Here is a 21,290-nt window from a genome sequence, read left to right on the forward strand (position 1 = left end):
AAGGAGCCGACGGTGACCACGCACCCCGCGAGCGCCGCCGAGGCCGCCGAGGCCGTCACGGGCGCCACAGGCGTCACGGCCACGGCAGCCGACACCGCCGGAGCGGGCGCGACCAGCGTCGCCTCCGCCCCCACGCGAGTGGCCGCCGACGACGGCCAGGCCCCCGCGGTGTCCGCTGTCGAGGAGGTCGAGGTTCGGGTCGGCCCGAACCTCGACACCCGTTTCGTGGTGCGCGTCCGGCCGCGGCCGGACGAATCCGCGCCGGCGCTTGTCTTTCTTCCGGCCATGGGTGTTCGCGCCGGCTACTACGACAGGTTCGTCGACGCGCTGTACGAGGCGGGCTACTCGGTGGTGGTCACCGACCTGCGTGGCCAGGGCGACAGCACGGCGCCGCATGGCCGCCGCGGCGGCGGCTACCACGACCGCATCGAGCTGGACCTCCCCGCCGTCACGGCCGTGGCCCGCGACCGGTTCCCGAAGGCACCGGTCTTCGTCGTCGGGCACAGCCTCGGCGGGCAGCTGTCCCTCCTTCGGGCCGCCTGCCACGGCGACGAGGACGGCCTCGCCGGCATCGCCGTCATCGCCACGGGCACCGCCTACTGGCGGGCCTTCGGCCGCCGCACCGCCTATGTGCTCGTCGGCTCCTGGATCATCCCCGCGGTGACCCGGACGCTCGGGCGCTGGCCGGGCCACTGGTTCGGTTTCGGCGGCCGCCAGCCCGCTGCGCTCATGCTGGACTGGAGCCGCCACTCCAGGACGGGCCGCTACCAGCCCACCGGCTACGACCGGGACCTGGCCGAGCTGCTCGCCGACGTCTCCCTGCCAGTGCTCGCGCTGTCCCTCGAGGCCGACCCCCTCGCGCCCCGCCGCGCCGTCGACGCGCTGATCGACCGCCTCACCGGGACCACCGTGACCAAGGCGCACCTGACCAGGGCGGACGGCCTCGGCCGCGTCGGCCACTTCGCCTGGGCCCGCGAGCCCGCGGTGGTGGCGGACCACGTCGCCTCCTGGGTCCAGGACCAGGCGGCCAAGCCCGAGTAGCACGGCCCGCCACCGGCGAACGACACCGCGTTCGAGGCAGTCAAAACTGGAGTCAGGAGCGCCGCCCGAACCCCAGTCTTCACCTGCCTCGACACGCGGTGGCGGGGACCGAGGCGCTCAGGGTCGGTCGAGCCGGCCGGTGAGCCAGACGTCGAGCTGGGCGATGGTGGCGTCGGCGGACACGTGGTGGATCGCCGACCAGCCGCGCCCGACGGCAACGGCGCAGTTCTCCTCCGTGTCGTCGATCAGCAGGCAGTCGGCGCCGGCCCGCCCGAGTGCCCGCTCCGCCAGCTCGTAGATCGCCGCGTCGGGCTTGCGGACGCCGGCCTCGAACGAGTTGATCCTGCTCTCGAACACGTGGAACACCCCGGGCAGCAGCGCCTCCCGGTGCGGCTCCCATTCGCGGATGCTGTTGGTCAACAACCCGAGCCGCACCCCGCGCTCCGACAGCTCGACGAGCCGGGCGAGCAGCGCGTGCTCGGCGCGGTGGGCCGCGTACCAGTGCTCGCCCATCCTGCCCAGGTCGACCGCGGGCGTCCACGCCGGAGCCAGCGCCGCCGCCATCTGGTCTCCCCAGTCGCGTTCGCTGACCAGGCCGAGCTCCAGCGGGCCGAGCCCGGTCAGGCCGTGGGCCGCGGCGACATCCTCCATCGCCGCGAGCAGTACGGCGGCTGGGACACCCGCGGCGGCGACCACCCGCCCCAACGCGTTGGCGACCGGCGAGGTGAGCACCCCGCCGAAGTCGCACCACACCGCCGGCTCGCCAACCGGCCCACCAACCGCCACGCCGCCCGCCTCGGCCACGCCGTTCTCGACCTGCGATCGGGTCTCAGTCATTGTCGACCTCTCTGCCGGGGCCACCCGCCGTGCCGGCCGGCGCCTGGGTGGCGGCCTCCGTGGGGGCCGGCAGACGCCGGCCGCTGTCGGCGTCGAACAGATGTAGGCGCCGGACCGGAACTCGGACCCGCAGCCACGTGCCGACCACCGGCGGGGCCGACCGGGACGGCACGGTCACCGTCCAGTCGCCGGCGAGCGAGACGCAGTGCGCCACGGCGGCGTCGCCTGTGAACTCGACGATATCGACCCGGCCTAGCACGGTCAGGCCGTCGCCGTCGCCGTCGCCATCCGCTCCGTCGTGAGCTCCCGCTCCCTCCCCAACGTCCGCTCCCCCACCGGCGCTCAGGCCGGCGGGGTCGTGCCGGGTGAGGTGGTGGTCGGCAAGACCGAATTCGGTGAGATCGGATTCGGGGAGATCGTCGCCGGACGGCACCGTCTCGGCGACGCCGTCGCCCGGGCGCCAGCCCAGCAGGACCCGCGGCGTCGCCGCGGCCTCGCCACCGCCGACCCGCCACGGCAGCCCGGCGCGCAGGCCAGGCGCGGCCAGCACCGTCGCCCCGCCGGCCCGCGCCTCGGCGTCGACCGGGTGCAGGTTCATCGGCGGGCTGCCGAGGAACGTCGCCACGAACGTGTCCGCCGGCTGGTGGTAGACCAGCGCGGGCGGGCCGGCCTGCGCCACCCGGCCGGCGTTCATGACCACCAGGTAGGTGCCCATCGACAGCGCCTCCAGCTGGTCGTGGGTGACCAGCACGACCGTGTTCGCGAGCTCTCGGTGCAGCCGTACCAGTTCGGCCCTGGCGTGCTGGCGCAGCTGGGCGTCGAGCGCGGACAGCGGCTCGTCGAGCAGCAGCACGGCGGGGCGGCGCACGATCGCCCTGGCGAGCCCGACCCGCTGGCGCTCACCGCCGGACAGCTGCCCGGGCCGGCGGCGGCGCAGCTCGCCGAGGCGGAGCAGGTCGACGGCCTCGGTGACTCGCTGGGCGATCTCCGTCCGCCCTGGTCCGGGGTGATGGCGGCGCCCTGTCCAGTGCCGGCGCCGGGCCTCAAGCGTCAGGCCGAAGCCGATGTTGCGCTCGACGGACAGGTGCGGGTACAGCGCGAAGTCCTGGAACACCATCGACACGCCGCGCTCGCCCGGCGGCAGGTGGGTGACGTCGAGGCCGCCGAGGAGGATGCGGCCCGCCTCGGGTGTCTCCAGCCCCGCGACCAGGCGCAGCCCGGTCGACTTGCCGCACCCGGACGGCCCGACGAGCACCGTGAAGCTCCGCGGCGGCAGCTCGAGGCGCCCCACGTCGAACGCCAGCCGGCCGCCGTAGCTCTTGGCGACGCCGTCGAACAGGATCCCGGCCGCGGTGTCGTCGGTGGCCGTCGGGCGGACGGCCGAGTCAGCGGCGCCGTCGTCTACCGACGCGGCGACCCGGCCCTCGGCCGTGACGCCCTTGCCATCGGCGACCGGCTGGTCGACGGCGGTCTGGCCGGTGCGGGTCATCTCACCGGCCGATCCGGCGGCCGCCGGCTCCGCGACAGTCGGCCCCGCGGCGGGCGCGCGGACGGCACCGACACCGACGCTGGGGACCGAAGCGGGAGCGGGAGCGGGCATGGCCCGCGCGGGCACGGTCGGGTGGGTCATGGCGCTCACCGCAGTCCGGAGTGAAGGAAGGCGTCGGTGATGCGACGCGATGCCAGGGCGTAGATCAGCGCGATCGGGATGGTGGCGAGCATCGCGCCGGCGAGCAGCGGGCCGTACTCGGGACCTTCCTGGTTCTGGAAGAGCTGCAGGCCCATCTGCACGGTGGTGTGCTCGGGGCTCGGCGCCACCAGCGCCGGCCACAGGAACTCGTTCCAGGTGGTGATGAACACGACGATCGCGACGGCGCCGAGCGCGGGGCGCAGCAGCGGCAGCACGACGTGACGCAGGATCTCCCCGTCGGTCGCCCCGTCCAGGGTCGCCGCCCCCAACAGGGTGGCCGGAACCGTGAGGATGTGCTGGCGCAGCAGCAGCACCGCGAGCGAGCAGGTCGACAGCTGCGGCACGATCAGGCCGACGAACGTGTCACGCCAGCCCAGCCGGGCCACCAGCAGGAAGTCCGGAATGATCAGCGCCTGCGGCGGCACGACCAGCGCGACCAGCACCAGGGCCGACACGACGCGCTGCCCCCGGTGGGCGTACCGGACGAACGACCAGCCGGCGAGCACCCCGGCCAGCAGGTGCAGCACGGTCACCCCGGCGGCGGTGACGAACGAGTTGAGCAGCAGCTGCCAGATCGGGAACGCGTCGATGGCCGCCCGGTAGTTGGCCAACGTCGCCGGGATCGGCAGCGGGCTCGAGTCGTAGACATCGGACGTCGGCTTGAACGAGGTGTTCAGCGCCCACAGCGTCGGGAACAGCATCGCGAGGACGACGGCGACGAGCACCCCGTGGCGCCCCGCCGTCCGCGCCGCGCGCCACCACCGTCGGTCGCGCCGCGCGGCCGGTCCCCGAACGGCCGCGGCCCCTCCTGTGGGGTTCTCGGTCATCGAGCGCGTGGGCATGGGCTGTCGTCTCAGGGGGATCGCGGTGGCGAGCGCGCCAGAGCTCGCCCCGTCGGCGGCGGTGACCGCGGGTGCGGTCCGGTCAGCCGGTGGCACGGCGCCTCCGTGGCAGGCTCACGACGGCGAACGCCAGCGCCAGGCCCGCGACGATCATCATCGCGGCCGCGGCGCCGGTGCCGGCGTCGAAGAAGGTGAACGCGTACTGGAACAGGCGGAAGTAGACGTTGTCGGTGGTGCCGTCCGGACCGCCATCGGTGAGCACGACGATGTTCGTGAACGTCCACTGGCCGGCGAACACCGCGCACAGGAACGCGAGCAGCGCCGTCGTCCTGGCCAGCTGCGGCACGACGAGGTGGCGGGTGATCTCCCACTCGGTGGCGCCGTCGACCCGGGCGGCGTCCAGCGAGCGCCGGTCCACGGCGGCGAGCGCCGCGCCGTAGAGCAGCAGGTGCATCGCGACGAACTTCGCCGCCGTGATGAGGGTGATGGCCGGCAGGGCAAAGCTCGGGTCACCCAGCCAGTCCCGCTGGGGCAGCCCGAGGCCGCCGAAGACCTCGTTGACGATCCCGCCGAGCGGGTCCAGCACGAACCGCCAGGAGAGCGCGTTCGCGACCGGCGCGAGCATGACCGGCACGAACAGCAGCGACCGGTAGATGCCGCTCGCCCGCCCCGGCCGCTTCCACAGCATGATCGCCAATGCCATCGGCACCACCGTCGCGAACGGCAGCAGCGCGAGCACGTACAGCCCGGTGCGCAGCACGGCGTTGCCGAACTCGGGATCCTCGACGAGCTGGCGGTAGTTCGTCAGGCCCACGAACTCCGGGTGCGGCGAGATCAGGTCCCAGTCGAGCAGGCTGAGCACCCCGGTGAAGACCAGCGGGCCGTACACCCACACCGCGAGCGACACCAGCACCGGCGCCTGGAACAGCCACGGCGTGGCGGCCCCGCGCCACCCGCCCGCCCGCCGCGTCGACGCCGCCAGCGGTCCGGGCGCCGGCGGCTCGTCCGCGCGCTTGCCTGCCAGAGCATGCCCACGAGGGGCGGGCCTGTCGGCCCGCCCCCTGGGGAGCGCCGGCTGGGCGCCGGCCTCGCTGGTCGTCATCGTCAGCCGACCAGTTTCCTGATCTTGTCGGCGACCGAGGACAGGGTCCCGGCCGGGTCGGCGCCGCGCAGCACGATCGGCTCGACGGCGTCGTCCTGCAGGGTCACGACCGCCTCGTTCGCGTGGTCGCTGGGGAAGGAGGTGTAGGGGGTGACGGTCGCCAGCTGGTCCAGCGCCGGCTTGAGCAGCTTCACGGTCGGGGTGTCGGCGAGCTTGGTCTCGATCGTCTGCCGCAGCGGCAGGTAGCCGATCTGCGAGGTGATGATCTCGAAGCCGGCGTCGCTGGTGATGAACTTGATGAACTCCCAGGCGGCGCGCTGGCGGTCCGGGTCCTTGGCGAGGATCGCGAGGCCCGCGCCGGAGTAGGTGGGCCGCGCCGGCGTGCCGGCCTTGACCTGCGGGAACGGCGCGGTGGTGAGGGTGAAGTGCCCCTCGGCCGCCTGCTGGGCGCTGACGAGCAGGGCGGTGCTGCCGACGAGCATCCCCATCTCGCCCTTGGTGAACGAGGCGACGGCGGCGGTGGTGTCGACCTTGGGCATGGCGCCGGACGAGGTCAGCCCGGCGACCGCGGTCAGCGCGTCGACGGCCGGCTTCTGGTCGAGGGTCACCGACCCGTCGGACCCGACCAGCGAGCCGCCGGCCGAGGCGATGACCGACTGGGTCAGGTAGTCCGACTTGCCGCTGTCGACAACCGCGACGTAGGCGCCTTCCTTGCCGGTCGCCTTCTTGATCGCCAGGCCGGCGGCGCGGACGTCGTCGAGGGTCTTCGGCGGGTTGGCCGGGTCGAGGCCGGCCGCCTTGAACAGGTCCGCGTTGATGTACATCACGGGGATGGACATCGTGTAGGGCATCGCCGCGACGACGCCGTCCTGGGTGACGGCCTTCATGATCGACGGCGACAGCCCGGCGACGTGCGTGGACCACTCGTCCGCGGGCGCGGCCTTCTGCACGGGGACGATAGGCAGCGTGCGGACGGCCTCGGCCATCTTGCTCCAGCCGATCTGAGCCACGTCCGGCGGCGAGCCGGCGGCCGTGTCGGTCCGCAGCCGGGTCAGCACGTCCGCGACCGCGACGCCCTGCGGCTTGACCGTGATGTTCGGGTGCGCCTTGTGGAAGGCATCGAGCAGCGACTGGGTGCCCTTGCCGCCGATGCCGGGCGTGCCGTAGTTGTACGACAGGAAGCTGATCGTCACCGGCTTGTCGGCGTTCGGTGTCGCCGCCCCCGTGGCTGCGACCGGCTTCTCGTCATCGGTGGTACCGCCGCAGGCGGCCGCGGCGAGCAGCCCGGCCACGGCCAGCAGTGCGGGGACCAGCCGTGTACCCCACCGCGTTCGCTGTCTCATTTGGTCCTGCCCCTTCACGTGGCTTGTCATGGAAGATCGAGCGAGCTCTCCGGCGGCGCCGCGGAGCTCTGACGCTGAGGGACCCCGCGGACGTGACCTGGCCCGCGGACGGGTTCAGCCCGCGCGGACGGCGAACCGGCGGCCGGGGTTGGCGAGGTGGACGGGTCCGTCGAACCGGCCGGCGGCCTCCGCGCGCCTGGCCGCGAGCCAGCCCGGGTCATCGGTGACGAAGTGGGTGAGGACCAGCTGGCCGACGCCGGCCTTCATGGCCGCGTCACCGGCGTCCAGGGCGCACAGGTGGCCGTGGCCACTGGGGTCGGGCAGCTCGAGGGTGGACTCGGCCAGCAGGAGGTCGACGTCGTGCGCGAGGTCGACGAGGGCGTCGGTCACTCCGGTGTCACCGGTGTAGGCGAGCGAGCCCTCGGTCGACTCGACCCGGGTCCCGCAGTTGAGAACCGAGTGCCGCAGCCCGTGCATGCCGATCTTGAGGTCACCGATCGTGAACGTGTCCCCCGGCCGGTACTCGCGCACGTCGAAGGCGACCGAGAAGGCCTTGTCGAGCATCGGGATGGTGGCTACCGGGAAAAGCGAGGCCAACGCCTCGAAGATGGAGCGCCCGCCTTCCGGGATGTAGAGCGGAACGGGCGGGGCGGGTTCCGGGCGCAACCTGTCGGGTAGCGTCGGAAAGCTCATCGGATAACGCACGTGGGCGGCGAGCAGCATCTTTCCCAGGGGCAGCAGGTCATAGCAGTGGTCGAGATGCAGGTGACTGATGACGATGCCGTCGAGCTGGTTGGGATGGCCGACCGCGCTCAGCGCCGTCGCCGCGCCGGGCCCGCAGTCCAGCAGAATCCTCGTCGAGGACGTGGAAACCAGGTAGCTAGAGCTGCACCGCCCCCCGGACGGCATTCCGGAGCGGCAGCCGATGACGGTCAGCCACATGTTTCTCGTCCGTTCTTCCGACGTTTTCAGGCGGGCCAGGAGCACGGCGTGCCCGGGCCTCGGCGGAACACGCCGTTCCGCGACGTCGATGCTCCCGCCCCGGAGTGAACGGTCGCAACCTGAATGTTCCGAACGTGTGATTGGCCAGCGCAATCGCCGGTCACGGCGCCGGCCGGCCCGGCGCCGGCACCCGCCCGGCCGGCCCGCGCTCCCCCGGCCAGGGAAAAATGTTCACCATTCATTCCATGACACGACGGCGAAAGATCCCGCATCATTCATCGGGCCGCGCCGGCCCGCCGCCGCCCCGGCATGACGGCGGGCACCGCGAGCTCCGGCGGGATTCCCGGCCTCTCGCCCACCGGGAACGCCGAAAATCATCGGCCGGGCATGAGAAGTGGACTCTCACGCCCGGCCGATGATGATCTAGAAGTAACGACCTGGCGCCCGACAGGCGCCGCGGCCGGGGTTCCCGCCAGAAGCGCCTTAGCGGCCCGCGGTGGTGGTCGGGCGGGCCGGCGCCTGCCGGCTCGCTGGTATCTGGGGCAGGTTGACGGCCGACGGCGTGGCCGGGCCGGACCGCGCGGACGGCGACACCGCCGACGCTGGGCCGGTCGGCGGCGGTGAAGCGGCCGGCGGCACGGCCGGCACCGCCGGATCCGTCGGCGGGGAGGCGGGCGTCAGGGCCGGTTCGCTGAACGGGCCCGCGGCGTCCAGGCTGGTCAGGAAGGCGCCGACCGCCGGCTGCGGGTCAGGTCGCCAGACCGCGTACACCCCCACCGTGGGCACCGGGTCCACCAGCCGTACCGCTGACAGACCCTTGGTCGGGACGACGTGCGCGCCGCGGGCCGCGGAGGCGAACCCGACGACGTCTTTGGTCGTGACCACGATGCCGGTCGCGCCCGAGTCGTCGATCTCATCGTCGATGGTCAGCCGGATGCCGCTGCGGTCGGCGGCGGCGAGGATGGCGTCGTGCATCGCCGGGCTCTGCTCCCGGTGGAACAGCACGCACCGCTGCTGCGCCAGCTCGCGGAAGGCGACCTGCCGCCGCTGCGCCCACGGGTGCTGGCTGCCGACGATGGCCACGAGCGGCACCGTCAGCACCCGCTGCGAGCGCAGCTGCGCCGCGAGCGGTCCGGCGAAGACGAGGGCGATGTCGAGCCTGCCCTCCACCAGCGCCGCCAGCTGCGGGCCGCTGCGGGCCTCCCAGAGCTGGGTGGACACGTGCGGGTAGTCGGCGTTGAAGCGCCGTAAGGTCGGTTGCAGGACCCGCTGCCCCGCAGGGAAGTTGAATCCGATCGAGATCGAGCCGGTGCGCCCGGACGCGGCCTCCCGCGCCGCACGCACGGCGCGTGCCGCCTGGTCGAGAACCCGGCGGGCCTCCACCTCGAAGGCCCGCCCGGCAGGGGTGAGCTTCACCTCGTGCGACGTTCGGTTCACCAGCTCCACGCCAATGTCGCGTTCCAAGCGCTGGAGCTGCTGGCTGAGAGACGGCTGAGCCAGGTGCAGCCGGGCCGCCGCCCGGCCGAAGTGCAGCTCTTCCGCGATCGCCAGGAAGGAGACGATGTATCGGAACTCCATCTTGCTCTCCATGGCACCCTCCGGCGAACACGCTACCGGCACCGGCTAACTCACGGTGAATCAGGCATGTGAAACTCCGGAAGGCGCGGTGTAAAGCACCGGCTCGCACCGGTGTGGCGTGTGCCACCATCCAGGGAAAGCGCTTGACCGGGCCGGAAATTTCGTATCGTCACCCGGGGCCGCCTCATCGAGGCCCCGCTGTTGCCGGCCACGGATCCCGGCCCTGCCCGGTGGTGGGCACCGTGGCGGGAGAGTTTGGGACGGCCGTTGCGACAATGTATGTGTCACCGGGGAGGCAACCGGTCCGCTCTGACCTGCGCCGAGGGAATTTTTCCATTGCAGCGCGCCGCTCTTTCCGGCCGGTGAACGGCTGGAGTACCGTTCGATGAATTCCCTCGCGGCAGTCGCCGGTGGAGCGAGCGGTGATTGGTCGAGCGGATCGGTCAATTGACGCCGGCCGCCGGGCATTGACGGCCGTCAGCATTGCGACAAGCCTTCCTTGATGGCTGGCGTCATCGTCGGCCCGCCCGCCCCGGCTTCTTGCCGGCCCGCCTCGGAAATACCTCGTCCGCCGCGCCGGCGCCGCCGCGGTGGACGAGAGCCGCCCGGCATGGACAGCCCACCCCTCCGTTCCCTTTCTCGGCTCCCCTCCCTTCGCCCGGCGGCCCGACCGTGGCCCCACCCCGCGGTGCCGCGCACCGAACGCCAGGCGACACCGGCCGCGGCCACGACGCCGGGCCCGGGCACGTCCTCAGTCAAGGCCCGCGGCCGGCCGGGGACGCGAGGCCATGACACGACGTCCGGAAGACTGGAGCGCCGCCCATGCCCCCCACACGCAGCCAGCCGGCCGCGACGCGGCCGCCCTTGCCTGGCCAGCGCCTAGCCCAGCACGCCGTGAACCATCCGCCGGCGCCCGACGGGCAGCCGCACCCGACGACGGCCGCGACGCTGCACACCGCCCTCGACCTCGCGGCGGCCTGCGCGCCAGACGCCACGGTCGACTTCCCGAACGAGCGCGAGACCGTGTCGCTGCGCGAGCTCGCCGACCGGTCCCGGACGATGGCCGGCGCGCTCCTCGCCGACGGGGTCGCCCACGGCGAGCGGGTGGGCATCCTGGCCACCAACTCGGCGGACTTCCTCACCGCCCTGTTCGCGGTGAGCCGCGCGGGGGCGGCGGCGAGCCCGCTCGCGCTGCCGACGGCCGCCGGCGACCTGGCCGGCTACGCCAGCCGGCTGACGCGCACGACCGCCGCCGCCGGCATGCGCCGCGTCATCACCGGCCGGCGTCTGTCCGGCGTGCTCGCCCGCCTCGGCGCCGGCCTGGACGGCCTGCGCCTCCTGCCCGCGAACGAGCTCGCCGCTGGAGCCCCGGGCGCGGGGCGCCCGCCGGAGGTCGGCGCGCACGACGTCGCGATCGTGCAGTTCACGTCGGGCAGCACCGCGATGCCCAAGGGCGTGGTCCTCACCCACCGCAACGTGCTCGCCGGTATCCGGGCGATCATCGCCGGGGTCCGGCTCGGCCCGGACGACCGCGGCGGCAGCTGGCTGCCGATGTACCACGACATGGGCCTGTTCGCGACGCTCAGCGCGGTCATGACGGGCATCGACATGACCGTCTGGTCGCCGGCCGCGTTCATCCGTGACCCGGCACGCTGGCTGCGGGAGTTCCTCGACCGAGGCGTCACCGTCTCCCCGGCGCCGAACTTCGCCTACGACCAGCTGGTGGCGGCGGTGGAACCCGGCGAGGTCACCGGCCTGGACATGCGTCACTGGCGGGTGGCGCTCAACGGCGCGGAGCCGATCTCGCCGCACAGCCTCGAGCGCTTTCTTGCGCATTTCGCGCCGGCGGGCTTCGCCGCCGAGCAGATGCTTCCCGTCTACGGCATGGCGGAGGCGACGCTCGCGGTCACCTTCCCGCCGCTGGGCCGGCCGCCGGTCGTGCTGTGGGTCGACCGCGACCGGCTCACGGCCGACGGCGTGGTCGTGCCGTTGGGGCGGGACCACCCGCGCGCCCGCGGTCTCGTCGGCGTCGGCCGGCCCGTTCTGGGCGTGCGCGTACGCATCCGCGCGGGCGACGGCGACGGTGTGCATGGCGGCGAGGACGACGGCGGGCTGCCGGCCGTGGACGCCACCGGCGTTGGCGACGACGACACGCGGGTCGGCGAGATCGAGATCAGCGGCACGCCGGTCACCGCCGGCTACCTGACCGCCGCCCGCACACCGGGTGCGGCGCCCACCGCGGACGGCTGGCTGCGCACGGGCGACCTCGGGTTCCTGCGCGACGGCGAGCTCTATGTCACCGGCCGAGCCAAGGAAATGATCATTATTCGGGGCGTCAACTACTACCCGGAAGACGCGGAGCAGGCCGTCCGCGACCTGCCGGGCCTGCACCGCCGCCGCGTGGTCGCCGTTGGCGGGCCGGACGGCCCCGCCGACGGCAACGTGGCGGACGCGGCGGACGCGGCGATGACGCTGGTAGGCGAGACGTCGCTGACCGAGCCGGCCGAACGGGACCGGCTGGCGGCCGAACTGGCGACGGCCGCGGCCGCGGCCCTCGGGCTGGGGCGCGCCGAGGTGGCGGCCCGGCTCGTCGATCCGGGGACGCTGCCCCGAACATCGAGCGGCAAGTTCCAGCGCCTCGCCGTGCGCGGCCTGCTCGACCGGGGTGAGCTGTGACCGGCTCACCTGGCGCCACGCCACTTCAGGAGCCGCTCCAGGACCCGCCCCCGCCCGCCGCGGCGGCCAGCGCGCCGGTCGACACGGCGCCCGGCACGGAGGCGCCGGCGTGCCCCGACGAGCCGGCGTACCTGCGCGTGCCGTGGTCGGTGCTGGACGACTACCACTGCTTCGGCTGCTCGCCGCACAACCCCCGCGGCCTAGGCCTGCGCTTCACCGCCCACGACGCGGGCATCGCGACGACGTTCCGGCTCGACCGCGGCCACGAGTCCTACCCCGGCGTCGTCCACGGCGGGATCGTCAGCGTGATCTGCGACGAGACCATGGGCAACCTGATCGTGCTGCGGCTCGGCCGCACCGCGTTCACCACTGGCATGCGGCTGCGCTACCTGGAGCCGCTGCGCGTCGGCGTCGAGTACACCTGCGTCGCCCGGCTGCGCCCCACCGGCGGGCGTGGCCAGGCCGCGCGGCCCGACGGCGCGGCCGCCGGCGCCGAGGGCGGGGTCCTCCAGGCCGAGGCCGAGATCCTCGACGCGGCCGGCGCGCTGCTCGCGACCGCGACCGCGAGCTACCTGCCGACGCCGATCGAGGTCGCGCGCGAGCGCTTCGCGCTGCGCCCGGACGAGGCCGACCGGGTCGCGGCCGCCCTCGACGCGGTCGCGTCCCACGCCGCCGCGCCGGCCGCCTCGCGGGCGGCCATCGCCCCCCGGGCCGTCGCCCACCAGGAGGACGTCCCCCACCAGGACGTTCCCCAGCAGGCCGTTCCCCAGCGGGCCGTCGCGCCGGCGGCCGTCACCGACCACCACAGGGAGCACTGATGTCCACCGCCCAGGCGACCACCACCCATGACGAGATCGTCGCGACCGTGACCGGGATCGTCGCCCAGGAGCTCGGCGTCCCCGCCGAGAGCCTCGCCCCCGACACCGACCTGCGCTCGGTCGAGGGCGCCGACTCGGTCAAGGTGCTTCGCATGATCGCCAAGGTCGAGCGGGAGTACGACGTCGAGCTCGAGGACGAGCAGGTCTTCTCGACGAACTCCATCGACGGCGTGGCCGCGGTGGTCCTCGTCGCCCTCGCCCAGGACGCCGCGTGACCACCACGACGACCGCCCCGCCCAGCGCGGCGGCGCCCGCCGCCGGCGTGGAGCTCAGCGACACCAACCAGCACTACGACCTGCCCGCCGAGGTCTTCGGCCTGTTCCTCGACCCGCTGCGCAAGTACAGCTCCGGGCTGTACCTCAGCAAGGGCGACACGCTGGAGCAGGCCCAGCTCAACAAGCTGCGCTTCGTCGCCGGCCGGCTCCAGCTCGGCCAGGGCCAGCGGGTGCTCGACGTCGGCTGCGGCTGGGGGTCGCTCACCCTGTTCGTCGCGGACGCGCTCGGCTGCGAGGTGGTCGGGGTGTCGCCGGCCGGCAACCAGCACGCCTACATAGCGCGGCGGGCGGCCGAGCTGGGGCTGGCCGACAGGGTCTCGACCGTGCAGGGCCATTTCGAGACCGTCGAGGCGGGCGAGCTCACGGCCGGCGGCTTCGACGCGGTCACCATGCTCGGCTCGATCGTGCACATGCCCGACCTGGACGTGGTCTTCCGCCGGGCCCGCGCGCTGCTGCGCCGGGGCGGTCGGCTCTACGTGTCGGAGAGCTGCTTTCGCAACGCGGCAGCCCGCGCGGCCTTCGACGCGCGGGAGGGCACCCAGTTCGTGCGCTCGGCGATCTTCGGCTGGGGCGACATGCGGCCGCTGTCCGACCTGGTGCGCGCCGCGGAGGACGCCGGCTTCTCCATCGCCAGCGTCGACGACCTCACCGACGACTACCGGCGGACGATCGACGACTGGCTGGTGAACGTCGACGCCGCCACCGACCAGCTCGACGCGATCCGCCCCGGCACCGCGGCCACGCTGCGCCGCTACCTGGAGGTCGCCAACGCCGGCTGGGGCTACACGACCAAGCACTACGCCCTCGTCTGCCGCCGCGCCCGCTAGACGCCGGTCGGTACGCCGGCCCCCGCCTTCCCCGACCGACGCTTACGGAGAACCCCGATGCCCGTTCCCGGACCCGCGGCCGACCCGCTGACGACCGGCCAGTCCACCACCGATCCGACCGCCACCAACACCACGTCCGCGAGGCTGTCGACCCCCGGCCGGTCAGCCCACGACATGCGGGCCGTCAACGCGAGCACCGGCACCGGTCCCGGCTCCGGGCCGGTTCGGCCGGCGCTCGGGCCGCTGCTGCCGGCGGCGGACATCGCCGACGTGGCCGAGGCGTTTCACCGGGCCGCGCCGTCCGCCCGGCGCTGGGACGTGGAGTCCTCGATCGCCTGGGAGGTGGCCGACGCGGGCCGGCTGACCGACGGGCAGGCCTCGGCGGTCCAGTTCATCACGCTGATCGAGGACCACCTGCCCGGCTACATCGGCGTCTACGAGCGGGCCTTCCCGCTCGACGAGGACGTCGACCTCGAGACGTTCATCCACAACCGGGAGCTGTACCACTTCACGATCCGGTGGGGGTTCGAGGAGGACACGCACGCGCGGGCGCTGTTCCGCTACCAGGTCGCCTCCGGCCTCGCCGACCCGGCGAGCCTGCGCCGGGAGCTCGCGGTGGAGGGGCGCAAGCCCTTCGAGCTGCCGCACGACCACGCCGTCTCGCTGCTCGCCTACGCGCTGGTCCAGGAGAAGGCGACCCAGATCTACTACCAGCAGCTGCGCGCGGTCGTCGGCGACCCGGTGCTCGCCGACGTGCTCGGCTACCTCGCCAGGGACGAGGCGCGGCACTTCGCGTTCCTCGCCGACGTGGTGGAACGGTACCTGCGGCTGTACGGCGACGCGGTGGTCGAGCCGATCCGCGAGGTCGTCGCCCAGTTCCGCATGCCGCTGGCCGACACGATCCGCGGCTACTGGCGCTGGGCGCTGCGGATCGCCGACACCGCCCGCTACGACCACACCGACGCCTACGGGCACCTGATCCGGATCGTGAACCACGCGGTCGACGCCCGCACCGACCGGGTCGACGAGCTGGTCCGCTTCGTCGACGCCTGCCGCTCCACCACCGCCGGAGCGCCGTCATGACCGGCGGGCTCGCCAGCCAGGTCACGGACACGGCCGGCGCGGAACACGCCGACGCGACGCGCGACGGCGGCGCGGTGCCCGGCAGTGGCGCGATGCCCGGCAGTGGCGCGACGCCGGAGCTCGTGGTGCCAGAGCTCGCGGTCCCGGAGTTCGACGCGTTCAACCCGGAGCACCGCGCCGACCCGTACCCGCGGTACGCGGCCGTGCGGGAGGCGACGCCGCTCGTGCGCAGCGCGCTCGGCCCATATCTGGTCACCCGGTACGCCGACTGCGCGGCCGCACTGTCCGAGCCGGCCTGGAGCCACGCGGACGAGGCGGAGATCTTCCACCCGGACGTGGAGCACACCGAGCTGCCGGCCTCGTTCCTGTGGATGGACCCGCCGGACCACACCCGGCTGCGCGGCCTGGTCAGCAAGGCGTTCACCGCGCGGCGGGTGCTGGACCTGCGGCCCCGGATCACCGAGATCGTCGACGAGCTGCTCGACGGGGTGCTCGGCCGGGGCGAGGTGGACGCCGTCGAGACGCTGGCCTACCCGCTGCCGCTGACGGTCATCTGCGAGCTGCTCGGCGTCCCGCCGGCCGACCAGCACCGCATCCACTGGTGCGCGCCGGCGCTGGCCCGCGGCTTCGACCCCGACCTGCTGCTCAGCGAGGCCGAGGCGAAGGCCCGATCGGACGCGGCGCTGGAGCTGCTGGACTACTTCGCCCACCTGATCGCCCTGCGGCGTGCCGAGCCCGCGAACGACCTGGTCAGCGGCCTCGGCGCCGTGCACGACCGGGGTGACGTGCTCACCGAGCACGAGATGCTTGCCACCTGCGTCACGCTGGTCGTCGCCGGCCACGAGACGACGGTCAACCTCGTCGGCAACGGCCTGCTCGCCCTGCTGCGCCACCCCGACCAGCTGGAGCTGCTGCGCCGGCACCCCGAGCTCGCCGCACCGGCGGTGGAGGAGCTGCTGCGCCACGACTCGCCGGTGCACCTGACGACCCGGGTCGCCCGCCGCCAGCTGGTCCTCGGCGGTCGCGTCTTCGAGCCAGGCGAGGCCATCGTGCTGCTGTTCGGGTCGGGCAACCGGGACCCGCGCGCGTTCGACCGGCCGGACGAGCTCGACCTGGCCCGGTATGCCGGCGGCTCGACCACGCCCAAGCATCTGACGTTCAGCATGGGCATCCACTACTGCCTGGGTGCGCCGCTGGCGCGCCTGGAGATGGAGATCCTGCTGGACGCGCTCACGCGCCGGGTGCGCCACTTCGAGCCCGGCGCGGACGCGCCCACCTACAAGCCGAACCTGGTGCTGCGCGGCCTCGCCCGCCTTCCGGTCCGCCTCTCCTGAGCGGCGCCGACGACCCGGATGGCTGGACCCGACCCATCGAAGGAGTGGCTGGGATGACGAGCGCCCCGGCGGCCGAGAACCCGCTCGCGGCCTTCGCGCCGGAGCACCGGGCCGACCCCTACCCGGTCTACCGCCGGATCCATGCGGGCGGGGCGCTGCAGCCGCTCGCTCCGTCGGTGTGGCTCGCGCCGCGCTACGACGAGTGCGCCGCGGTGCTGCACGAGCCGGCATGGGGACACGGCTACGACGCCGGTATCAACCCGTTCCGGCCTGGCGTCCCGGCGGCCGACGTCCCCGGTTCGTTCCTCGTGCTCGACCCGCCGGACCACACCCGGCTGCGGGCCGTCGTCGGCCGGGGGTACACGCCGCGCGCGGTCGAGCGGCTGCGCGCCGGCGTGCGGGCCACCGCCGAGCGACTGGTCGCCGACATGGTCGGGGCGGGCGAGGCGGAGGTAATGGCCGCGCTCGCCGACCCGCTGCCGCTGTACACCATCGCCACGATGCTGGGCATACCCACGTCACTGGCCGAGGAGCTGCGCGGCCCGCTGCGCGCGATGTCGCGCGGGGTGGACCCCGACGTCTTCCTCTCCCCAGCCGACGTCGCCGCCCGTGCGACGAGCGAGCGAGTGCTGGAGGACGCCTTGGGCGCCCTCCTCGACGAGCGCCGGCGGGCGCCGACCGACGACCTGCTCGGCGCGATCGCCGCCGCGGCCAGCCCCGACGGTCCCATCAGCCACGAGCTGCGCGCGCTGGCCGCCCTGATGATCATCGGTGGCTATGGCACGTCGGAGAGCATGCTCGGCAACGCCGTGCTCGCGCTCGCGCGCGATCCCGACCAGCTCGATCTCCTGCGCCACCGCCCGGAGCTTGCTGCCTCGGCCGTCGAGGAGCTCATCCGGTTCGACCCGCCGGTCCAGTTCACCCACCGGGTGGCGCTGCGGGACCTGACGGTCGGAGGGCAGCTCTTTCCCCGCGGCAGCGGCATCGTCGTCATCCTCGCCTCGGCGAACCGCGACCCCGCGGTGTTCACCGACCCGGACCGGCTCGACCTCACCCGCTACCACGGCCCGCTGCCGGCCCGCCGCCACCTCGCCTTCAGCCTGGGTGTGCACTTCTGCATCGGCGCCCTCGTCGGCCGCGTGCAGATCGAGGCCGCCCTCACCGCGCTGGCCGCCGCCACCCGCTCCGTGGAGCTGGCCGAGCCTCCCGTCTACCGTCCCAATGTGGCGATCCGCACCCTGGACACGCTGCGCGTCCGCCTCGAGCGTCCATGAGCATTATCCGGGGCGTCCCGGGCCCACGGTGGGGTGGTCGACTGGTCCGCCCGGTTCCCGTCGGGCCGAGGACTGTCCCGTTAACGGTGGTTCCGATGGTTGCTGTCGTATTCGTGTCCGGTCGGGGGGCGGTTCGGGTCTGATGGCCAACCTGGGGGTGTTGTGATGTCGGTCGGCGTGGTCAGGTGCAGGGTGGGTTGTCCAGGAGTCCCACTCCGAGCTGGCGAATCGCGGTTGTTGGCCAGCGGCAGAACGCCGGATGTGACCGAGGTTGGCCAGCGTCGTTCAGGGCCTGCGGGCGTGGAAGGTGCGGCGCAGGTCGCTCACCCAGGCGTCGGGGTTCTCCCAGGGGATGAAGTGGCCGCCGTGGTCGTGGGCGTTGACGTTGACGTGGTTGAACCAGTCGGCCTGCGGGCCGGTCTTGAACGCCTGGACGCGCTCGGCGGCGGTGTGGATGCCGGGCGGGTTCTCGTAGGTGACGAGGGTGAGGCCGACCGGGGCCTGCACGACCGGGGTGCGGTCGTGGGCGGGGGCCCAGGGGTAGCGGTTGGCGTTGGCGTAGTACCGCATCGACGTCGCGATGGAGTTGTTCACCCAGTAGATCGTGGCGTGGGTGAGCAGGTCGTCCTTGCTGAAGACGGACTCGACGTCGCCGCCGTTGTCGCTCCAGGCGTTCCAGCGCTCCAGCAGCCAGGCGAGCAGTCCGGCGGGTGAGTCGCTCAGCCCGTGGGCCAGGGTGGCGCCGTCGAGCATGTGCACGGCGAGGTGGGACGCTGAGCGGTGGTCCAGCTCGATGACCCGGGCGCGGACGTCGGCGGGCTGGTCGTCAGTGAGGGGCCGATTCCGGGCGAAGTCCCAGGCGCGGGGGCCGGTGAAGAAGTCGAGCGGCAGCCCGGAGCCGATGTGGATGCCGTACAGCTCGTCGGCGTACTTGTGGCCGAGCTGGCTGGAGACGATCCCGCCGATGTCGCAGCCCCCGGCGGCGTACTTCTCGTATCCCAGGGTCTCGGTCATCAGGGTGTGCCAGAGGTCGGAGACCTTCCAGAAGTTGACGTCGGAAAAGTCGGTGAGCGGGCCGGGGAAACCGAAGCCGGGCAGGGAGGGCACGATGACGTCGAACGCGTCGGCGGGGTCACCGCCGAACGCGGCCGGGTCGGCGAGCGGGTCGATCACCTTCGACCAGTGCCAGAACGTCCACGGCCAGCCGTGGGTGAGGATCAACGGGATCGGGCGGGGGCCGTGGCCGGGCCTGCGCAGGAAGTGCACCGGGACACCGGCGACGCTCACCTGGTAGTGCTCGTAGGCGTTGATGGCGGCCTCGGCCTTGCGCCAGTCGTAGCCGTCCCGCCAGTAGGCGACCAGCTCACGCAGATAGCTGTCCGGGACGCCGTAGGACCAGTCCCCGTTCCCCTCGTCCAGCGGCGGACGGGTCAGCGTGAGACGGGCGCGCAGGTCATCGAGGACCTCGTCGGACACATGGATCGGGGCGGGCTCCAGGGGGAAGGCGTGCAGGGGGGTCATGGCGTGGTTCTCCTACTGGGTAGCGGGAAGCGGTGCTGTCGGCCTGTTGGATGGTTGGGCAGCGGGCCGGGCCATTTCAGAGAGCGCGGGCAGCGACGCGGCGAGTACCTGCTGGTGGTGCGCGAGTCGAGCCGGCCGGCCAGGGATGCGCTCCTTTCGCGACCCGGCGGATGATCGGCTCTGCGGGCAGGTCGCGGTTGCAGTAGGCGATGCCGACGTGCGGACGGAAACGCTGCTCGACGGCGGGAAGGCCGCACGCAGCGGTGACCTTGTCCACGGCGGCGCGGAGTTCGACCAGCGGCTCCCAGGGCGTGACGGTGAAGCGGACCGCGCCGCTCGACCCGGCCAGCGGCCCGACCCACACCCGCACGCCCCTGCCGGCAGATGCCCCTCGACCCGGTCCGGACGCTCCGCCCAGGCCAGCGTCCGCCCGTCCTGTCCCGGCTGCTTGCCGCGCTTCCTCTCCCCCGCCGGCGGCGCGGCGATCCGCCCGGTTCGGCACCTCCCGGCCCGGCAGCACCCCGTCCGACGACAGCGGCAACGACGAGTTCCCGAGTTCCGCGACGACGCCCGCCGCAACCGGTCGACCTCAGCCGTCAGCCGCACGACCTGCCCACGCAGCTCCTCGATCAGCTCCGCCTGCGCCGCCACGGTCGCGCTCTGCGCGGCCACCACGGCCAGCAGCTCCTCACGCGACATCTCCTCCGGCGCCACCCGGCCAGATCACCACAACCCGACCCGCGCCACCACGCGCGACACCCCGAACACCGAACAACATCGACACCCGGCTCGAACGCCAACCACTCACAGCAAGATCACGAAACCATGTGAATGTTTACTTCTCGATGGTGTCCGCGGTGGGTGACCCGGTTTCTCTCTGCCTGGGTCCAAAGAGCATTCCACTGCTTTTCTAGACCGGTCCCCGCTCACCGACAAGCACGATCAGCACCACCCATCGCGCGATACCGATGTCCGATCGCCACTCCGGCCGACACCGATGTTAATCGCTTTCGCGACATACTCGGGCAGGCCGTCGTGAAAAGCTCGCCACCGGGCTGAGGGGAAGCGGCCAGAATCCGCCGGCCGTATCCCCGGGCCGACCGCCGCCGGCAACGACCAGCTCCGGGTGGATACGTGACTTCGGCCATGCCGCGTACCGTCTTCAACCCCGCGCCCACCGAGCCGGCCCAGTCCACCTCCGGCGGCGCGGACGACGCCGTGGCGGGCTTCGTCTTCGACGCGTCCGGCCCCGAGCACCGCACGGACCGCGACCAGACGATAACGCCGCCGGACGGCGGTGCTTCTCGCAATGCGCACCCGAGGTAACAGCCCGGGTCGGCACCACGAAGGAGCGGGACCCATGACCTCAGCCCAGATCGAGAACGTCGTCCCCGACGCGGTCGACCTGTTCACCACCGCCCACCGCCTCGACCCCTACCCGGGCTACCGCCGGCTGCGCGAGGCCCCCAGCCTGACCGACATCCGCCTCGGCGACACCGAGGTGACGGTGCTGTCCAGGTTCGCCGACTGCGCCGCCGTGCTGCAGAGCGCCACCTGGGGGCACGGCAACGCCGACCGGCTCAGCCCGTTCTGGGACCAGGAAGCGAGCCTGCCGGGCTCGTTCATCCGGATGGACCCCCCGGACCACCGACGCCTGCGCGGCCTGGTCAACAAGGCCTTCAGCGCCCGGATGGTCGCCGACCTCACCCCCATGATCACCCGGCTGGTCGACACCCTCGTGGACCGGGCCGTCGAGGCCGGCGGGCTCGACGTGGTCCGGGACCTCTCCGCGCCGCTCGCACTCGCGATGGTGGGCCAGCGGCTGCTCGGCGTACCCGAACAGGACGCCGACCAGCTGCGAGCCTGGGAGCTGGCAATCGCCCGCGGCACCGACCCGGAACCGCTGCTGACCACCGAGGAGATCACCCGCCGCGACCAGGCCGGAGCAGGCGTCGTCGCATACCTGATGGACCTCATGGAGCGCCGCCGCGCCCACCCCGAGAACGACCTGCTCAGCCGGCTCGTCGCCGTCGAAGAAGCCGGGGAC

The 21,290-nt window shown here is 73.1% G+C and carries 19 protein-coding genes; 10 read left to right on the forward strand and 9 right to left on the reverse strand.

The features are described from left to right. Positions 1–12 precede the first annotated feature (12 nt). A complete protein-coding gene (locus tag BCD48_RS47660) occupies positions 13–1,041 on the forward strand; it encodes an alpha/beta hydrolase family protein (protein ID WP_116271749.1) in 1,029 nt (342 codons plus the stop codon). 117 nt (positions 1,042–1,158) lie between these two features. On the opposite strand, the gene BCD48_RS33900 is transcribed toward BCD48_RS47660, so the two are convergent. The 7 genes from BCD48_RS33900 to BCD48_RS33930 all read right to left on the reverse strand — a co-directional run bounded on the left by BCD48_RS33900 (position 1,159) and on the right by BCD48_RS33930 (position 9,375). Further along, on the reverse strand, positions 1,159–1,878 hold the full coding sequence (locus tag BCD48_RS33900) for an HAD-IA family hydrolase (RefSeq protein WP_083419601.1): 720 nt from the start codon (positions 1,876–1,878) through the stop codon (positions 1,159–1,161). After that, complete coding sequence (locus BCD48_RS33905) at positions 1,871–3,508, reverse strand: ABC transporter ATP-binding protein (protein ID WP_071052450.1); 1,638 nt, start codon at positions 3,506–3,508, stop codon at positions 1,871–1,873. The genes BCD48_RS33900 and BCD48_RS33905 overlap by 8 nt, the downstream gene beginning before the upstream one ends. A 5-nt stretch (positions 3,509–3,513) precedes the next feature. Continuing rightward, complete coding sequence (locus BCD48_RS33910; protein ID WP_241842205.1) at positions 3,514–4,506, reverse strand: carbohydrate ABC transporter permease; 993 nt, start codon at positions 4,504–4,506, stop codon at positions 3,514–3,516. Next, the gene (locus BCD48_RS33915) at positions 4,493–5,512 is read right to left on the reverse strand and encodes a carbohydrate ABC transporter permease (RefSeq protein WP_083419602.1); all 1,020 of its coding nucleotides are present in this window, start codon (positions 5,510–5,512) and stop codon (positions 4,493–4,495) included. The genes BCD48_RS33910 and BCD48_RS33915 overlap by 14 nt, the downstream gene beginning before the upstream one ends. Positions 5,513–5,514: 2 nt before the next feature. Beyond that, positions 5,515–6,855 (reverse strand): ABC transporter substrate-binding protein, encoded by a 1,341-nt coding sequence (locus tag BCD48_RS33920; RefSeq protein WP_071052451.1) that lies wholly within the window; start codon positions 6,853–6,855, stop codon positions 5,515–5,517. A 114-nt stretch (positions 6,856–6,969) separates the two neighbouring features. Beyond that, positions 6,970–7,797 carry an MBL fold metallo-hydrolase gene (locus BCD48_RS33925; RefSeq protein ID WP_071052452.1) on the reverse strand — a complete coding sequence of 276 codons (828 nt, stop codon included), beginning with the start codon at positions 7,795–7,797 and terminating at the stop codon, positions 6,970–6,972. Between the two features lie 483 nt (positions 7,798–8,280). Next, complete coding sequence (locus BCD48_RS33930) at positions 8,281–9,375, reverse strand: LysR family transcriptional regulator (protein WP_083419616.1); 1,095 nt, start codon at positions 9,373–9,375, stop codon at positions 8,281–8,283. A gap of 822 nt (positions 9,376–10,197) precedes the next feature. On the opposite strand from BCD48_RS33930, the gene BCD48_RS33935 reads away from it, so the two are divergent. The 7 genes from BCD48_RS33935 to BCD48_RS33965 all read left to right on the forward strand — a co-directional run bounded on the left by BCD48_RS33935 (position 10,198) and on the right by BCD48_RS33965 (position 17,722). Further along, complete coding sequence (locus BCD48_RS33935; RefSeq protein ID WP_083419603.1) at positions 10,198–12,051, forward strand: AMP-binding protein; 1,854 nt, start codon at positions 10,198–10,200, stop codon at positions 12,049–12,051. Further along, positions 12,048–12,869: a PaaI family thioesterase gene (locus BCD48_RS33940; RefSeq protein ID WP_071052454.1), complete on the forward strand. Its 822-nt coding sequence runs from the start codon at positions 12,048–12,050 to the stop codon at positions 12,867–12,869. Before BCD48_RS33935 ends, BCD48_RS33940 begins: the two co-directional genes overlap by 4 nt. Further along, complete coding sequence (locus BCD48_RS33945; RefSeq protein ID WP_071052455.1) at positions 12,869–13,144, forward strand: acyl carrier protein; 276 nt, start codon at positions 12,869–12,871, stop codon at positions 13,142–13,144. The genes BCD48_RS33940 and BCD48_RS33945 overlap by 1 nt, the downstream gene beginning before the upstream one ends. After that, the gene (locus BCD48_RS33950; RefSeq protein WP_071052456.1) at positions 13,141–14,031 is read left to right on the forward strand and encodes an SAM-dependent methyltransferase; all 891 of its coding nucleotides are present in this window, start codon (positions 13,141–13,143) and stop codon (positions 14,029–14,031) included. The genes BCD48_RS33945 and BCD48_RS33950 overlap by 4 nt, the downstream gene beginning before the upstream one ends. 174 nt (positions 14,032–14,205) lie before the next feature. Continuing rightward, positions 14,206–15,114 carry an acyl-ACP desaturase gene (locus BCD48_RS33955; RefSeq protein ID WP_071052489.1) on the forward strand — a complete coding sequence of 303 codons (909 nt, stop codon included), beginning with the start codon at positions 14,206–14,208 and terminating at the stop codon, positions 15,112–15,114. Beyond that, positions 15,111–16,448, forward strand: coding sequence for a cytochrome P450 (locus tag BCD48_RS33960; RefSeq protein ID WP_083419604.1), 1,338 nt, complete (start codon positions 15,111–15,113; stop codon positions 16,446–16,448). Before BCD48_RS33955 ends, BCD48_RS33960 begins: the two co-directional genes overlap by 4 nt. Before the next feature lie 53 nt (positions 16,449–16,501). Then, positions 16,502–17,722, forward strand: a complete 1,221-nt coding sequence (locus tag BCD48_RS33965) for a cytochrome P450 (RefSeq protein WP_071052457.1) — start codon at positions 16,502–16,504, stop codon at positions 17,720–17,722. 285 nt (positions 17,723–18,007) lie between these two features. On the opposite strand, the gene BCD48_RS33970 is transcribed toward BCD48_RS33965, so the two are convergent. Continuing rightward, entirely contained in the window at positions 18,008–19,243 is a 1,236-nt protein-coding gene (locus tag BCD48_RS33970) for an epoxide hydrolase family protein (protein ID WP_071052458.1), read from the reverse strand. A gap of 76 nt (positions 19,244–19,319) precedes the next feature. After that, positions 19,320–19,613: a 2'-5' RNA ligase family protein gene (locus BCD48_RS33975; RefSeq protein ID WP_071052459.1), complete on the reverse strand. Its 294-nt coding sequence runs from the start codon at positions 19,611–19,613 to the stop codon at positions 19,320–19,322. Positions 19,614–20,389: 776 nt separating this feature from the next. Between BCD48_RS33975 and BCD48_RS33980 the strand changes: the two genes are divergently transcribed. Next, the gene (locus BCD48_RS33980) at positions 20,390–20,569 is read left to right on the forward strand and encodes a hypothetical protein (RefSeq protein WP_071052460.1); all 180 of its coding nucleotides are present in this window, start codon (positions 20,390–20,392) and stop codon (positions 20,567–20,569) included. 34 nt (positions 20,570–20,603) lie between these two features. Beyond that, a partial coding sequence (locus BCD48_RS33985; protein ID WP_131803896.1) for a cytochrome P450 family protein occupies positions 20,604–21,290 on the forward strand: 687 nt, incomplete at its 3' end.

Origin of the sequence: Pseudofrankia coriaricola (assembly GCF_001854805.1) — a bacterium.
Lineage (GTDB): Bacteria > Actinomycetota > Actinomycetes > Frankiales > Frankiaceae > Pseudofrankia.